General features: G+C 61.7%; 16 protein-coding genes. 14 read left to right on the plus strand and 2 right to left on the minus strand.

All coding sequences use genetic code 11. From position 1 onward, the window contains the following. Window positions 1-346 precede the first annotated feature (346 nt). The 12 genes from EU556_RS25500 (at window position 347) to EU556_RS26240 (ending at window position 12,275) form a co-directional block, all read left to right on the plus strand. Window positions 347-1,711 (plus strand): TolC family protein, encoded by a 1,365-nt coding sequence (locus tag EU556_RS25500; protein ID WP_135437054.1) that lies wholly within the window; start codon window positions 347-349, stop codon window positions 1,709-1,711. A 20-nt stretch (window positions 1,712-1,731) separates the two neighbouring features. Continuing rightward, the gene (locus EU556_RS25505; RefSeq protein WP_135437055.1) at window positions 1,732-2,961 is read left to right on the plus strand and encodes an efflux RND transporter periplasmic adaptor subunit; all 1,230 of its coding nucleotides are present in this window, start codon (window positions 1,732-1,734) and stop codon (window positions 2,959-2,961) included. 3 nt (window positions 2,962-2,964) lie between these two features. Then, window positions 2,965-6,063: an efflux RND transporter permease subunit gene (locus tag EU556_RS25510; protein ID WP_044019285.1), complete on the plus strand. Its 3,099-nt coding sequence runs from the start codon at window positions 2,965-2,967 to the stop codon at window positions 6,061-6,063. Window positions 6,064-6,113: 50 nt separating this feature from the next. Next, window positions 6,114-6,431: a hypothetical protein gene (locus EU556_RS25515; RefSeq protein ID WP_044019284.1), complete on the plus strand. Its 318-nt coding sequence runs from the start codon at window positions 6,114-6,116 to the stop codon at window positions 6,429-6,431. 148 nt (window positions 6,432-6,579) lie between these two features. After that, on the plus strand, window positions 6,580-7,002 hold the full coding sequence (locus tag EU556_RS25520) for a hypothetical protein (RefSeq protein ID WP_135437056.1): 423 nt from the start codon (window positions 6,580-6,582) through the stop codon (window positions 7,000-7,002). Between the two features lie 121 nt (window positions 7,003-7,123). Further along, entirely contained in the window at window positions 7,124-7,846 is a 723-nt protein-coding gene (locus tag EU556_RS25525; RefSeq protein WP_135437057.1) for a VIT1/CCC1 transporter family protein, read from the plus strand. Window positions 7,847-7,970: 124 nt separating this feature from the next. Further along, window positions 7,971-8,648 (plus strand): response regulator transcription factor, encoded by a 678-nt coding sequence (locus tag EU556_RS25530; protein ID WP_044019281.1) that lies wholly within the window; start codon window positions 7,971-7,973, stop codon window positions 8,646-8,648. Continuing rightward, complete coding sequence (locus EU556_RS25535) at window positions 8,645-9,943, plus strand: sensor histidine kinase (RefSeq protein WP_044019280.1); 1,299 nt, start codon at window positions 8,645-8,647, stop codon at window positions 9,941-9,943. The genes EU556_RS25530 and EU556_RS25535 overlap by 4 nt, the downstream gene beginning before the upstream one ends. Before the next feature lie 96 nt (window positions 9,944-10,039). Beyond that, window positions 10,040-10,525, plus strand: a complete 486-nt coding sequence (locus EU556_RS25540; RefSeq protein WP_044019279.1) for a hypothetical protein — start codon at window positions 10,040-10,042, stop codon at window positions 10,523-10,525. Window positions 10,526-10,528: 3 nt separating this feature from the next. After that, window positions 10,529-11,356 carry a phosphatase PAP2 family protein gene (locus EU556_RS25545; RefSeq protein WP_081910976.1) on the plus strand — a complete coding sequence of 276 codons (828 nt, stop codon included), beginning with the start codon at window positions 10,529-10,531 and terminating at the stop codon, window positions 11,354-11,356. 80 nt (window positions 11,357-11,436) lie between these two features. After that, entirely contained in the window at window positions 11,437-11,874 is a 438-nt protein-coding gene (locus EU556_RS25550) for a PepSY-like domain-containing protein (protein WP_044019278.1), read from the plus strand. A gap of 260 nt (window positions 11,875-12,134) precedes the next feature. Next, window positions 12,135-12,275 carry a hypothetical protein gene (locus EU556_RS26240; protein WP_167855340.1) on the plus strand — a complete coding sequence of 47 codons (141 nt, stop codon included), beginning with the start codon at window positions 12,135-12,137 and terminating at the stop codon, window positions 12,273-12,275. Here EU556_RS26240 and EU556_RS25555 read toward each other — a convergent pair. Together EU556_RS25555 and EU556_RS26900 are read right to left on the minus strand one after the other, a co-directional pair. Next, on the minus strand, window positions 12,272-12,841 hold the full coding sequence (locus EU556_RS25555) for a hypothetical protein (protein WP_135437058.1): 570 nt from the start codon (window positions 12,839-12,841) through the stop codon (window positions 12,272-12,274). The two genes, EU556_RS26240 and EU556_RS25555, sit on opposite strands and share 4 nt — an antisense overlap. A gap of 102 nt (window positions 12,842-12,943) precedes the next feature. Continuing rightward, window positions 12,944-13,276 carry a DUF4158 domain-containing protein gene (locus tag EU556_RS26900; RefSeq protein ID WP_044019274.1) on the minus strand — a complete coding sequence of 111 codons (333 nt, stop codon included), beginning with the start codon at window positions 13,274-13,276 and terminating at the stop codon, window positions 12,944-12,946. Between the two features lie 370 nt (window positions 13,277-13,646). Between EU556_RS26900 and EU556_RS25565 the strand changes: the two genes are divergently transcribed. After that, window positions 13,647-14,354 carry a transporter gene (locus tag EU556_RS25565; RefSeq protein ID WP_156109489.1) on the plus strand — a complete coding sequence of 236 codons (708 nt, stop codon included), beginning with the start codon at window positions 13,647-13,649 and terminating at the stop codon, window positions 14,352-14,354. Between the two features lie 355 nt (window positions 14,355-14,709). Further along, on the plus strand, window positions 14,710-15,030 hold the full coding sequence (locus EU556_RS25570; protein WP_135437060.1) for a DUF6660 family protein: 321 nt from the start codon (window positions 14,710-14,712) through the stop codon (window positions 15,028-15,030). Window positions 15,031-15,047: the final 17 nt, after the last annotated feature.

Consider the following 15,047-nt stretch of genomic DNA (forward strand, 5'->3'; position numbering starts at 1 on the left):
GGCCAAGTCGCCTTTACACGCCCTTAGTATACAACTCAGTTTAGCGCTGACAAGATATTCTAAGCCCGTTAACCAGTCGGGAAGCTGGCTAACGGGCTTTTTCACTACGGGACCGTTAGTTTCTGGCTTAATAGGGTTTATTCAGAATTGCTTCAGAAACGGTGCCTAACCTTGTGCGTAGTGCTGCTTCACGCATTCTTCATAAATACCTAAAGTACCATTCATATGACAGCAAGATGCTTTTAAAGCAGAGTGCTGGCGGACAGCTGATAAAACAATCCTGTTTTACAACCTCACATGCGGTAGCCATGCGCTCTTCGCTTTGTTGCACTCATAGTTAGTTGCCGTGACTTTTTTCCTTCCGAATCGACTTTCAAATCTTCTGGTCTTTCCCCTCCACCGCCGCGGCGTTTGGCTACTGGCTTTGCCGCTGCTGCTGGCCGGCTGCGTCAGCACCAAGTCAGCGTACACCCGCGACCATGTGGCCCGGCGCCTGCAAGCCCGCGGCGGCTACGAGCTGGGCACGGCCCGCAGCGCCAGCGCCCTGGCCCCGGCGCTGCCTACTCTGCAGGACGGCCTGAGCGAAGACGAGGCCATCCGCCTGGCCCTGACCCGCAACCCCGCTTTCCAGGCCGACCTGAGCACGCTGGCGCTGGCCCAGGCCGATTTACAAGACGCTGGTTTGCTTCCCAATCCCGTGCTGAGCCTGGTGACGGCCCACGGTACCGCCCCGTTCTCCATGGCGCTGAGCCTAGCCTCTGACCTGCTCTGGCAGCGGCTGTCGCGCGTGGGGGCCGCTCAGCTGGAAACCCAGCGCGTAGCCGAAAGCCTCGTCAGTCGCGGCCTGCTGGTTAGCCGCGACGCCCAGGTAAGCTACACGGATATCACGCTGGCCGATGAGCGGCTGCGCATCGCCCGTGAGGCCATTGTGATGCGGGCCGAAGTAGCGCGCATCGTGCGGGCCCGCTACCGCGCAGGCGAGGCCAGCGAGCTGGAAACCGTGGCGCCCAGCGCCGATTCCCTGCGCGCCGTCGACGACTACTACCGGGCCCGCCGCGACAACCGGGTGGCCCGCCTGCGCCTGCTGGCTACGCTGGGCCTGGACTCCGTGAATGCCGATTCCCTGCGGTTCACCGCCGCTCCCGTCTCGGCGACTCTGGTGCCGCCCTTGCCGACGCTGCTCGATTCGGCCTACGCTGCCCGGCCCGACTTGTGGGCAGCGCGGGTGGGCATCGAGGGCATTGGCCAGCGGCTGCGGTGGGAACGGAGTCGGGTGTTTTCGTTCATCGTTTCGCTGGACGCCCGCTTCAACAACCCCAACCCGGTGCACCTGGGGCCGGGCGCAACCATCGGCCTGCCCCTCTTCAACCGCAACCAGGGCCGCATTTCGCGGGTGAAAGCCGAGCTGGAACAAGCCTCCTGGCAGTACCTGACCCTGCGCCAGACCGTGAACCTGGACGTGCGCGAGGCCTACGCCCAGTACGAGCAGGCCACCCAGAGCGTCGCCCTGTGGGAGCGGAGCTACCTGCCCAGCCTCCAGGACGCGCTGCGCCGCTCCACCAATGCCTTTATCAACGGCGACTTCCCTTACGTGCAGGTGGCCGAAACCACCCGCCAGTTGCTCGATGCCCAGCAGCGTGCCGCCGACGCCCGCGCGGACCAGCGCCGCGCCCTGGCCCGGCTGCGCTACGCTGTGGGCGGCCGCTTCTAATTCTTCGATTTCTTCTCTGTATGTACTTCCCCAAGTTTACATTCTCCCTGCTGGCAGCGTCCCGCTGCCTGGCACTGAGTGGCCTGCTCGGTGGCGCAGTTGCCTGCGGCAAAGCTGAAAAGCCCAAAGCCGTCAGCCCTTCCGAGGTTGCAAACCCGGTCAAGGAGTCAGACCTGACCACGGTGACCATTACCGCCGACGCGGAAAAGCGGCTGGGCATTAAAACCGTGGCGGTCAAGACCGACAACGTGCAGGCCACCCGCGAGGTGGGCGGCGAAATCCAGGCCGTACCGGGCCAGGCTGTGACCATCGTGGCCCCGGTGCAGGGCACGCTGCGTGGCGGGGCCGGCCTCACGGCCGGCCAGCGCGTGCGACAGGGGCAAACCCTGTACCAACTGGTGGCACTGCCCGCCGAGCGCGACCTGCTCACGCTGGACCAAGGCACCACCCAGGCCCGCACCCAGCTGCAGGTAGCCCAGGCGCGCCTGCAACGGGCCGAGGCCCTGCTGGCTGACCGCGCGGGCAGCGTGCGCGCCCGCGATGATGCCCGCGCCGACGTGGCCCTGGCCCAGCGGGCCCTGGCCGATGCCCGGGCCCGACAGGGTGCTCTGAACGGCAACACCGGCGGCGGGCAGAGCCTGCCCATCAAAGCACCGTTGAGCGGGGTAGTGCAGCGCGTCACGGTCGCGCCGGGTTCGCTGGTGACGGCCAACACCGTGCTGCTGGAACTGGCCTCCTTGAACAAGGTGTGGGTGCGGGTACCGCTGTTCGTGGGCGACTTGCGCCGCCTGGGCAAGGACCAGGCAGTGACCGTGCGGCCCCTGAACGGCGGCGCGGCCCGGCAAGCGCGGCCGGTGGAAGCGCCCACCATTGGGGGCACGGCGGGCACGGCCACGGCCGATGTGTTCTACGAGATTGACAACACCGACGAGGCCTTTCGCCCCGGCGAGCGGGTGGCCGTGGACGTGACGCTGGGCAACGCGGCCAGCGGCGCCACAAATGGTATGACGGGTGCGGCTACCAGTACGGCGGCGCTGACTGTGCCTACGGCCGCACTACTCTACGACGCCTCGGGCGGGCAGTGGGTGTACGTGCGCACCAAGCCCTTGCAGTACGTCCGCCAGCGAGTGGAGGTGCAACGGGCAGTGGGGGACCAGGTGGTCATCTCGCGGGGCGTGAAAGCCGGCGCCGAAGTCGTGACCGACGGTGCGGCGGAGTTATTCGGAACCGAATTTGGCGGCAGCCACTAAGCGATGAAGTGGATAATAGAATCGGCGCTGCGACTACGGCTGGTGGTAGTCATCCTGTTTGGCGTATTGCTGGCAGCAGGGCTGCAGGTGGTGCGTAACACCCCGTTGGATGTGTTTCCGGAGTTTGCGCCGCCTTACGTGGAAGTGCAGACCGAAGCCCCCGGCCTGAGCACCGCCGAGGTGGAAGCCCTGGTGAGCGTGCCGCTGGAAAACGCCCTGAACGGCACGCCCGAGGTCAAGAAAATCCGCTCCAAATCGGTGCTGGGCCTCTCGTCGGTGGTGCTGTACTTCCCTCAAGGCACCGACATCAACAACGCCCGGCAGGCGGTGCAGGAGCGGCTGGCACGGGTGGCCCCTACCCTGCCCGGCGTAGCCCGGCCTCCGGTGATGCTTTCACCCTTGTCCTCGACGAGCCGGGTGCTGAAAATTGGGGTGTCGTCAGATAGTCTGACCCAGGTGGAGATGACCACGCTGGCCCGCTGGAGCATCCGCCCCCGCCTGATGGCCGTGCCCGGCGTGGCCAACGTAGCCATCTGGGGGCAGCGCGACCGGCAGTTGCAGGTGCTGGTGAACCCCGAGCAGCTGCGCACCCTGGGTCTGACCTTGGCCGAAGTAGAAAAGGCGGCGGCCGACGCTACCGCGCTGGCCGGCGGCGGTTTTATCGATTCGCCCAACCAGCGCCTGGCCGTGTCTCAAAGCTCGGCCATCCAGTCCGCTGCTGACCTAGCCCAGATGCCCGTCACGTTCCGCAACGGCGTGAGCCTGAAGCTGGGCGAAGTGGCGCAGGTGGTCGAGGGCTTTCCCGCCCCCATCGGCGACGCCGTAATTAACGACGGGGCCGGCCTGCTGCTCATCGTGGAAAAGCAGCCGGGAGCCAACACCCTGGCCGTGACCCAGCAGGTGGAAGCCGCGCTAAATGCCATGCGTCCCGGTTTGAAGGGGCTGGAAATCGACTCGACCATCTTCCGGCCGGCGACCTTTATTGAAATGTCGCTCAGCAACCTGAACAAGTCCCTGCTCATCGGCTGCGTACTGGTGGTGCTGGTGCTGCTGTTTTTTCTGTACGAGTGGCGCACGGCCCTCATCAGTGCGCTGGCGTTGCCCACCTCGCTCATCGCGGCGGCGTTAGCGTTACGCTACTCCGGCAAAACCATCGACACGATGGTGCTGGCCGGCCTCATCATTGCCCTGGGCGAAGTCGTGGACGACGCCATTATCGACGTGGAAAACATCATGCGCCGCCTGCGGCTGAATCACGAGGCCGGCTCGCCTAAAACGGCCTTTGCGGTGGTGTACGAGGCCAGCATGGAGGTACGCTCGGCCGTGATTTACGGCTCGGTTATCGTGGCGCTGGTGCTGCTGCCCATTTTCCTGCTGCCGGGCTTGTCGGGGGCGTTTTTCCAGCCGCTGGCCTTTGCCTACGTGCTGGCCATTCTGGCCTCGCTGTTTGTGGCCCTGACCCTGACGCCGGCCCTGGCCCTGATTCTGCTGCCTAAGGCGGCGGAGAAAAAGTCGAAAGATGCGCCGGTGGTGGCCTGGCTCAAACGGCACTACGCCCGCATCTTGCCCACCCTGCTGGCCCGGCCCAAGCGCGTGGCCTGGTCGCTGACGGCAGCCGCGGTTATCTCCATGCTCACGCTGCCGTTTTTCGGCCAGGAGTTTCTGCCCAACTTCAAGGAGTACGATTTTCTCATGCACTGGGTAGAGAAGCCCGGCACCTCGCTGCAGGCCATGTCGCGCATCACGGTGCGGGCCAGCAAGGAGCTGCGCGCCATTCCCGGCGTGCGCAACTTCGGGGCCCACATCGGCCGGGCGGAAGTAGCCGACGAGGTGGTGGGTCCCAACTTTACCGAATTGTGGATTTCCGTCGACCCCAAGGTGGACTATGAGGCCACCGTGGCCAAAATCCAGACGGTGGTCGACGGCTACCCCGGCCTGTACCGCGACCTATTGACCTACCTGCGCGAGCGCATCAAGGAAGTGCTGACCGGTACCTCGGCCACCATCGTGGTGCGCATCTTCGGCCCCGACCTCGACCAGCTTTACACCAAGGCCAAGGAAGTGGGCAGCAAGCTCGAAGGCGTAGAGGGCGTGGTGGACCTCAAAGTGCAGCAGCAGACGCTCGTGCCCCAGATTCAGGTGAAGATGAAGCCCGAAGCCGCGGCCCGATTCGGTCTGAATCCCGGCACGGTGCTGCAGGCCATCAGCACCGTGGTGAAGGGCCGGAAGGTGGGCGAAATCTACCAGGAGCAAAAGATTTTCGACGTAGCCGTGTGGGGCCAGCCAGCCATGCGCGCCGACTTCGGGGCCGTGCGCGAGCTGCTCATCGGCCTGCCTGGTGGCGGGGCCGTGCCCCTACGCGAGGTGGCCGACGTGCGCATCGTGCCCACGCCCAACGAAATTACCCGCGAGGCCTCGTCGCGCCGCATCGACGTAACGCTCAACGTGCGGGGCCGCGACCTGGGCTCGGTGGCCCGCGACGTGCAGGCGCAGGTGGACGGCGTGGCCTTCGGCGCCGGCTACCACCCCGAAATCCTGGGCGAGTACGCCGAGCGACAGGCCTCGCAGAACCGCATGGCCCTGCTGGTCTGCCTCTCGCTCATCGGTATCTTCCTGGTACTCTACACCGACTTCGGCACCGTGCGCCTGGCCGTACTGGGGATTCTGAGCTTATTCTTCGCCGTGTCGGGCTGTTTGCTGGCGGCGTTTCTCACCGGCGGGGTGCTCTCGCTGGGCTCCATCGTGGGGTTTATTACGGTACTGGGCGTGGCGGCCCGCAACAGCATCATGCTCGTGAGCCACTACCGCCATCTGGAAGTGGAGGAAGGCATGCCATTCGGTAAGGAACTGATTATCCGCGGCTCATTGGAGCGGATATCGCCCATTATCATGACGGCCCTGACCTCAGTGCTGGCCCTGCTGCCCATCATCTTGGCCGGCAACGAGCCGGGCTCTGAAATCGAGCACCCCATGTCGGTGGTTATTCTCGGGGGCGTCATCACCTCCACGGTGCTTAACCTGCTGGGCATGCCCGCGCTGTATTGGGCTTTCGGCCGCAAGGCCGGAGCGGAACCAGCGCGGGCAGAACCAGCCGTCGCCTAGCTCCGATGACTGTCGTCTGCCCCACTACGAACCCAAACCCCTCAATCAGGTTGCGCGTCGCTTGGGCCGGAGCCGGGCTGGTGTTGCTGCTCAGCAGCGGCCTGACTCCACATGGCGCCCTTTCGCCTTCGGTGGCGGTAGACCCCGACGCGGTGCGCACGGTGGCCGCCCGACCCATGGACAAGTCGCTGCTGGTGTACCTCGCCGCCGACGATTACCGGCAGATAGCGGTCTCGTTGACCCGAAAGTTTGGCGAAAAGTTTCGGGCGCGGCGCGACCACCTGCCGGCCGTGGCGCGTGCCCCTGATGAGCTTATCTGCCCAGTCAAGCCCGGTCGCATAAAGCATAAATCGGCCAACCTCGCTTAAGTCGGCCGGAAAATCAACTTCTTCCACAATGTCGCGGTCAGCAGGGGTCATCAGTCACTGCCTACGCCAACCTGTCAACAAACTTAAGTATTCAATGATAAGATTCTTGCGCGTTTGCAGGCATCCCTGCTACCGGCTGCTTCTGTGTTTGACCATCGGCTTGCTTACCTCTAGCTGCGGTTCCAAATCGGACAGCGTAAAACAGGCAGCCGAGACTGCGCCCGTATTCAACGTCCCCGACCTGCTGGGCTTGGATATTGACCGCGTGGAAAGCACGTTGGGCCGGCCCAAGTGGGACAGCGTAGCCGCGCATGACGCCTCCGAAAGCGTCCGCCTCTTTCGCCGCGATACACTGCTGCTGCGGGTCGGCTACAGCGCGCGCACCCGAAGAGTGTACAGCTATCTGATTCAATCCGCGCACGCACAAACCCATGATTATCGGCCCCTGCTGCGCCTGGCGAACCTTACCGGCAACGAGCCCGTGCTGGTGGTGGTGCCCGTGCCGTCAAAGAACAATTCTGCCGAATACACCGGAGTTAAAGTGTTTGTAAAAGACGCCGGGAGCCGGTAATGCGGCAGCAGCATACTAGGGGGAAATAGCCGACTACTTCGGGGACAGCGCAATTGATTTGGCAAACGCCTGGGGTAGCGGCACTTTATTTCATAGTCTTTAACTGACTATTTCTTTGCTCATGCAGCCCGACTCCCGCGCCTTTCTTGAAATACGTGCCCACACCGAAACGCACCTGACCAGCTCGGCCATGCTGCAGGACATCGTCATCGGTCTGTCGGATGGCCTGACGGTGCCCTTCGCCCTGGCGGCGGGCCTAAGCGGGGCCGTGGCCTCGTCCAGCCTCGTCATCACGGCGGGCCTGGCCGAAGTGGTGGCCGGCTCCATTGCCATGGGCCTGGGCGGCTACCTGGCCGGCCGCACCGAGGTGGAGCACTACGCCGCCGAACTGCGGCGCGAGCACCAGGAAGTACGGGAAGTGCCCGAGGTGGAGCGCTGCGAAGTTAAGGAGCTGCTGGCTGAAATGGGCCTGAGCCCCTCCACCCAGGAAGTGGCCATGCAGGAGTTGACAGCTGACCCTGAACAGTGGGTGAAGTTCATGATGAAGTACGAACTGGGCTTGGAAGCGCCCAATCCCCGCCAGGCTCCCAAAAGCGCCGTGACCATCGCCGGGGCCTACGCCGTGGGCGGCCTCATTCCGCTCAGTGCCTATTTCCTCACCAGCACGCCCTGGCAGGGCCTGCTTTGGTCGGCCCTTATTACGCTGGTTTGCCTGCTCATCTTCGGCTACTTCAAGAGCCGCATCACCGGCCAGCCGCCGGTGTGGGGGGCCCTCAAGATGGCCAGCACCGGGGCCGCCGCGGCCGGGGCCGCATTTTACGTTGCCCGTCTCTTTGGGAGGTAAGGCGATCCAATACTACCCCCGCCTGAACGCGCCGGCAGCCCGGCGCTTCAGCTTTCCTTCAGATTTACGGACTTATTTCGCCTTCACTATCCCATCAGGGAAGACCTGCTTTTGCCCATTTACCATGAAACTGCTGCTGATTGAAGACGAGGTCTACCTGCGCAATACGCTCGTAGACTACCTGCGGCAGGCGGGATACGTCTGCGAGGTCGCCGGGGACTACCAGCAGGCGCTGGAGAAAATCAAGCTATATCAGTACGATTGTGTGGTGCTAGACTTAACCCTGCCCGACGGCAACGGCTTGAATATTCTTCGCGAACTGAAGGCCGACAGCTCCCGGGCCGGCGTGCTGATTATTTCGGCCCGTGATGCCCTTGATGACCGGCTGACGGGCCTGGACCTGGGCGCCGATGACTACCTGACCAAGCCCTTTCACCTGGCTGAGCTGAACGCGCGGCTCCGGGCCATTATCCGGCGGCGCCAGTTCCAGGGCAGCCACCACATTGCTTTCCGCGACCTGCTGGTGTGGCCCGAGCAAGCCGAGGTGTTTGTGCGGGACCAGCCGCTGGTACTCACCCGTAAGGAATACGATCTGTTGCTGTTTCTGCTCGCCAACCCTAACCGGGTGCTGACCAAAGAATCCATTGCCGAGCACCTATGCGGCGATGCCGTGGACAGTGCTGACTCGTTTGACTTTATTTATACCCACCTGAAAAACCTGCGCAAGAAGCTCCAGGAAAAAGGGGCCGACAACTACATCCGTACCATGTACGGCGTGGGCTATAAACTCAGCACCGAGTGAAGCTGCTCACCAAAACCAACCGCTACTACCTGCTGCTGACCACGGTGCTGTTCATTGTGGCCAGTGCGGTACTCTACTACGGGCTATTCGGCGCCTTGCAGCACGAGGTGGAAGAGCAGTTGTTCAATCGCCGCGTATATTTGGAGCAGCGGGTGCAGAATGGTGTGGGCCTGCCCACCTCCCCCTTTGAGTACCAGATGGCAGTCAGCCACCGACCCCAGCGCATCGGCTACAGCGACACGCTGCTGCTCGACCCACAGGAGCAGGAAATGGTGCCGCACCGCCAGCTTACGTTTCCGTTACGGGTGCGGCAAGAGCTGGTTTGGGTAACGTTGCGCAAGTCACTGGTGGAAACCGAGGACGTACTGGCCGTGGTACTGGGCGTGATGGTGGGCGTGCTGGGGCTACTGCTGCTGGGCGTTATTCTGATTAACCGCTGGCTGGGGCAGTGGCTGTGGAGCCCGTTCCGCAATACGCTACGGGTGCTGCGCGGCTACGGCGTGCAGCAGGACCAGGTGCTGACGTTTCCGCCGACCAACACCGATGAGTTTGCCGAGCTAAACCAGGCCCTGACCCTGATGAGCCAGCGGCTGGTAGCCGACTACGAGGCCGTGCGGGAGTTTACGGCTAATGCCGCCCACGAGACCCAGACCCCCCTGGCCATTATGCAAGCCAAGCTGGAGCAGATGCTGCAGCTGCCGGAACTGGTAAACCCGGAGCTGGCTACGCTGGTGTCGGAGCTGTACGGGGCCACGCTGCGGCTCTCGCGCTTGCACCAGGCCCTCACGCTACTCAGTAAAATCGAGAACCGTCAGTTCGCAGACACCTCTGCGCAACGCCTGGACCGGCTGCTGGAAGAAAAAGTGCTTCAGTTTGAGTCGCTGGCCGATGTACGGCACGTGACGCTACGCACCCACCTCAGCGGCGTGCCAGCCTTGCAGATGCACGCCGGCCTGACCGATTCGCTGGTACACAATCTGCTGCAGAACGCCATTAAGCACAATCACCGCGGGGGCACTATTGATGTGACGCTGACTCCAGCGTACCTGGAAGTGAGCAACACGGGCCCAACGGTGACCGGCGACCCAGCCCGCTTTTTCGAGCGGTTCCGCAAGCACCAAGCTGCTTCCGATTCGCCGGGCCTGGGCTTGTCGATTGTGCAGCAAATCTGCCAGTACTATGGCTTTACCGTGCGCTACCGCTTCGAGCCGACTACCAGCCTGCATACCTTGCGGGTGGACTTCGCACCCAAAAAGGCAGCTTCCACTCCGGATACTCAAGTGTCAGCGGGCTAAGCCAGCGTCAGTTCTGAGGCCGCACGTCAGAATTACTTCAGATTCGATTTATAGACTGCGGGCCAAACCACTCCAGGCTTGGCTTTTCCTCCCTGTATGCTCTCACGGCTCCGCCCACACATTTTACTCTTCCTGTTTGGCCTTGGAGCATTAGCCGCTCTGACCGGATGCGAGTCGGGCAGTGGCCAGCCTATCACGGTGCCAGCAGCAGCGCAAAACGCTTTGCGCCAGAAATTCGGCACGCACCTGGAGCAGCTGCGCTGGCACCCGGACTCAAACCGGCTACACGCCTCTTTTATCTGGAAGACCATCCCCGTAGACGTATGGTTGACCGCGGCCGGCCAGGTGCAGGAAACTCAGCTGGCGATGCTTGGGGAAGACATACCGCCCGGGTTGCAGGATTCGCTGCAGCGCTACTACCGCTCCTACCAGCGCCGGGCGATGCACTTGGTTGAAACGCCGGCCGGCTTCCACTACAACTTGCTGCTCGCCGCGCCCGGTGGCCCCGCGATGCGCTTCCGCTTCCTGGCCGATGGGCACCGGCTCAGCCAACCCGTTAAGGTTTCCAGCTCCCCCCGTTAGGTTATGAGAAAAACAGCTTTTCCCCTTATAAGTGGAGGTGTGCTGGCTTGGTCAGTGGGGGCGGCGCAGGCTCAGCAAACGGCATTAACGCCGGGCTTGCTGGTGCCCGATAGTGCCCACGCTACCTCTTCCGTAATGGTGCAGCGGGTCCGGCCCGCTACCTGGGTCGTACTGCGGGGGCTGGTAGTGCCGGCGGCTTTAATAGCAGCCGGGGCCCTCACGACAGAGCATGTCGAGGTAATCAATTCCGATGAAGCGGTGCGGGAGGAAAGCCGGGAACACCTGCGCTGGGTGCGTACCAACCTCGACGACCAGCTTCGCCACGCGCCCGCCTACACCACGCTGGGCCTGAGTTTGCTGGGGGTGAAGGGCGAGCATAACTCGCTCAACCAGGCCGTGTTATTTGCTCTCACCTACACGCTTAATAACACGATTACCAGCAACCTTAAGCGCATCACCCGCGTGGAGCGCCCCCAGGGCAACAGCTTCGAGTCGTTTCCGAGCCAGCACACCAGCGCGGCGTTTTCGGCGGCCCGGTTTCTGGACAAAGAGTACGGTGCCCAGAGCATCTGGTACCGGGTGGGCGGCTACACTGTGGCCACGGGCGTGGCCGGGCTGCGCGTGGCCAAGGATAACCACTGGCTCTCCGACGTGGTGGCCGGGGCCGGGGTAGGCATGCTGTCCACGGAAATAGTGTACCGGGTGTACCCGCTGCTGCAGCGCGCCACTCGCCGCGTCATCGGCCCAACCAGCCGGTTTGGCCACCACGCCGTGCTGCTGCCCAGCTACGCCAATGGGGCCACGGGGGCGACCTTGGTGATGGTGTTATAATTTTTACGGACAGCGTCGGATTCCAGAATATCGACAGAATCAGGGGGTAGTTTTGGCCATAGATCTTTCAAAACCTCCCCATGAAACACTATCTTGTGTTGGCCGCCTTCGCTCTGGCGCTGGCCGCCCCCGCCCAGGCGCAGCAGCTGAAGGCGACCCAGGTTCCCGCGGCAGTCGTTGCGGCGTTTAAGCAGAAGTTCCCCCAGGTCAAAGAAGTGAAATGGGAAAAGGAAGGTGACAAGTACGAAGCCGGCTTTGAGCAGGGCAACGTGGAAATGTCGGCCTTGCTGAGTGCCAGCGGTGAGCTGCTGGAAACTGAATCGGAAATGGCGCCGTCGCAGCTGCCAGCTGCCGTGCGGGCCAAGCTAGCCAGCTCTTACAAAAGCTATAAAGTCACGGAAGCCGCCAAAATCGTGTCGGCCAGTACGGGGGCTACCACCTACGAGGCCGAGGTGCTGAAAAGCGGCAAGAAGATGGACCTCCTCTTCGACGCCAACGGCCAGGAAGTAAAAAAATAACGTGATTGAAGCCCAAAAATAGTTGGCTTCCATGATAACTTGAGGCCCAGTTCGTCCCTGAAGCAAACGCCTGCTCCGACATCTGATCCCACACGTATTGCAGCACCCATACCAGGAATGCCTGGTTCTAATTCAAGCTGTCAGCATCTGCTGACAGCTTGTTTTTGTTATCTACCTGTCGTTTTTCGCCTTGTTCCCTTTAGCCCGGTCTTATAAATTAGTCTGCTACGCTGTATTTTAGCCTACTAACTGCTTTAACCGTGAAAAAAATCTGTTGCGCTATTACCCTTTCGGCTACGGGGAGTTTTATTGATAACTGGGAAGCTATTGGGCAGGCTGCTGCTGACCAAAGCGAGCGCCCACCAAGCCACCATCAGTTCATTCACGACCATTCGCACTAGTGGTGTAACATGAAAGCTGCTTTGTCCAGACCTCCCAGGCAGCGGAGCAGTTCACTTCGGAGCTTGTTTTCAGCGCGTAGCGCCAGCGTGCTCACAAGTCCATCTAGTAAGTCGAGAATATCGTCCGTTGCCGTCCGTTCCAAGGCGTGCATAAACACAAGCAATGTCGCCAAACGCCGGTCCTCGAGCATCCGGCTTACTCTCTGAGCCCATGATACCTGCGCGTGGCGCACCATGCGTGTCACTCGATCTTCCGGTAAGTCACGTACCAAAATGTCTCCCACGCCTACGGCCCGCAATTGTTCCAGCCGCCAAAAGGCTCCTGCCAGGGCTGGAGCCGACACGCGGGTAGGAGGCGTACGGAGGACTTGCATCGGCGTAAATCGCTCTCCAGGCAACAGAATCAATACATCTTCCAGTGCGGCGCACTGCAGCGTTAAAAGCCGGGCAGCAAGTTGCCGATACACCGTGCGGCTAGTACACTCCCGTACCAGGACAGTCAAGCGGGCCAGCATCGTAGCGCCCGGCTGTACCACGCGGGGCGTTACTAGGTGAGCAGTAGCCAAATTAAATAAAATGCTGTGACGTACCGGGCTGGTTGTCACCTGCGCATACAGCCAGTGGGTAGGGCGAAATGCCTGCTTCGCTTCAATGAGTATGTAACCGAGTTACACCAGCAGTTTGGCCTGCTGATCGTCCCTAGTACTTATACGTTTGCGATGTTCTTCTATTTCGGGCGGTGCAGCACCCAACTGCGCGGGTAGGGTGTCCACGACAACCGTTGGCAAATCGAGTGGGTCGGGTGGAAAGGTAACCAGAAACCGAAGAGTACAGAGTTGCACCACGCAGCCCAGCCGATTACATGGCCGGCGCCGCTGGGCCACGAACGCCAAATCAGCGAACCTCAGGTAAAAGAAGCGGGCTATTTGCTCAGGGCCAGGAGCCACGTAGTAGCATCTGTAGCGGGCGGCTTGCTCGTCACTGAGAAATTCTACGGGCATGCAACAGCTTGTTAAGCAGAGAAAGTACTGATATCATGCTGAATGGGCCATTGCACGTCAGTGAAGAGCAATAGAACTGAATAAAACGCACCGAGTTGCTCCAAGATAAGCCTCCCTTAACTAGGTGGCAATCGGCTATCACAAACTGATATAAAAAACCAGTTCGTAGATAAGCGAGTATGTAAGCTTGCCTAAAAAAATATTTAGGTTTGTCTAAAATACACGTATGCTCTCCTTCTACTGCCTGGTATTCTGTTCACTGCCTGTAGCCTTGTCAGCGCAGAGCCAAGGGGTCGCGCCGGATTCCTTGAATCGTCGCCCCCCCCAGTACTCGCTCTTGCGGCCGGTGCCCCGGGCCCGGCTGCGGCCAATGAGTACGGACCGGCCCGACGCGACGGAAAGCGCCTACTTGGTGGACGCGGGGCATTTTCAGGTGGAAACCGACGTGCTGCGGCTGGGGCGGCAGCGGTTTGGCAAGCAGGACACGCACCAGGAGCTGGGGCTGAACCATGCCAATCTGAAACTAGGTTTGACGCGCACGATGGATGTGCAGCTGGTGGTGGAATCGTACACGGCGCAGACGGAGCGGGGCGAGCATCCGGGGGCACGGGCCGGCTTTGGGGACCTGACGCTGCGGGTGAAGCGCAACCTGTGGGGTAACGACGGGGGCCGCACGGCGCTGGCGCTGATGCCCTTCGTAAAGCTGCCGACGGGTCGGCGCACTGGCAACCACAATTGGGAAGGCGGCGTGGTGGCACCGTTTGCCTGCCAATTACCCCACGATTGGAGCCTGGGCAGCCAGTTGCAAGCTACCTGGGTGCGCGACGAAGCCACGGCGCGTCACTGCCTGGAACTGGCCCCGACCCTGACCGTGGGCCACGACCTGTACAAAACGCTGGGTGGGTTTGTAGAAGTGGCCGGGGCCTGGGACTGGCGGGAAAGAGGCTGGGCCGCGACGCTCAACGGCGGGCCCATCTGGCGGGTGACGGATAACGTGCAGTTGGATGTGGGCCTGAACTACCCGCTGACGAAAGACACAGAAACAACGTACTTTCTGGGGGTAAGTTTTCGGCGTTAGGACGCGGGAATAATGCGTGATTTTGCGTGGACAGCTGCTGGGGTCAGAGAAATTAACACTGAATGCATTCTGTTTGCTGCCGCTGCCCCTGACGTCAGTTCGCTCAGCGAACTCAACACCTGTATACTGCCGGTTACGAAGATTTTAGCCTAGTGGTGTGCCCGGCGAAAAACTGGTTGCTTCAGCTTATTTTATAACCAGCGATTAGGGTCGAAGCCAGCCTCATGCCGTGTTTTTCAGGTCTATTTCCCCAACCTAAACCCATCATGCTGATCTGCTACGCCTGTTAATTACCTGGTAGAGGAATCTATTTGGCGACGAGTACGTATGTTTGCAGCGTTTGCCCCTTTCTGCTATGCGATTTGTCGCGGTCTTTTTTGCGCTCTACCTGCTGGTGCTGGCCTGTCTGCCCTGTGCTGACGGGACGGTGAACCCGTCGGAGCCGGCGCGCGCCCGCGTTACGGCGCAGACTGATGCTGCCGCGCATCACCAGCAGGATTGGTGTACTCCCCTGTGCCAGTGCCACTGCTGCGCTGGTACCGCCTTGCCTGCCGCTACGGCCGTGGTTCTTCCGGCCACCCACCCGGTAGGCGATGCTGCCCGGCCGTTTGCAACGTTGACGAGCCCGGCCCCGCAGCCGCGGGCCTTTGCCGTCTGGCAGCCTCCGCAAGCCTAGTTTCCTGTTTTTTCGGT

The organism is Hymenobacter fodinae (assembly GCF_004745825.1).
GTDB classification, from domain to species: Bacteria; Bacteroidota; Bacteroidia; order Cytophagales; family Hymenobacteraceae; genus Hymenobacter; species Hymenobacter fodinae.

Coding starts and splice junctions, on each gene's coding strand:
- EU556_RS25525 (WP_135437057.1), top strand. CDS start 7,124: ATGCAGCCCGACTCCCGCGCCTTTCTTGAAATACGTGCCCACACCGAA.
- EU556_RS25570 (WP_135437060.1), top strand. CDS start 14,710: ATGCGATTTGTCGCGGTCTTTTTTGCGCTCTACCTGCTGGTGCTGGCC.
- EU556_RS25530 (WP_044019281.1), top strand. CDS start 7,971: ATGAAACTGCTGCTGATTGAAGACGAGGTCTACCTGCGCAATACGCTC.
- EU556_RS25505 (WP_135437055.1), top strand. CDS start 1,732: ATGTACTTCCCCAAGTTTACATTCTCCCTGCTGGCAGCGTCCCGCTGC.
- EU556_RS25550 (WP_044019278.1), top strand. CDS start 11,437: ATGAAACACTATCTTGTGTTGGCCGCCTTCGCTCTGGCGCTGGCCGCC.
- EU556_RS25540 (WP_044019279.1), top strand. CDS start 10,040: ATGCTCTCACGGCTCCGCCCACACATTTTACTCTTCCTGTTTGGCCTT.
- EU556_RS25545 (WP_081910976.1), top strand. CDS start 10,529: ATGAGAAAAACAGCTTTTCCCCTTATAAGTGGAGGTGTGCTGGCTTGG.
- EU556_RS25510 (WP_044019285.1), top strand. CDS start 2,965: ATGAAGTGGATAATAGAATCGGCGCTGCGACTACGGCTGGTGGTAGTC.
- EU556_RS25565 (WP_156109489.1), top strand. CDS start 13,647: ATGAGTACGGACCGGCCCGACGCGACGGAAAGCGCCTACTTGGTGGAC.
- EU556_RS26900 (WP_044019274.1), bottom strand. CDS start 13,276: ATGCCCGTAGAATTTCTCAGTGACGAGCAAGCCGCCCGCTACAGATGC.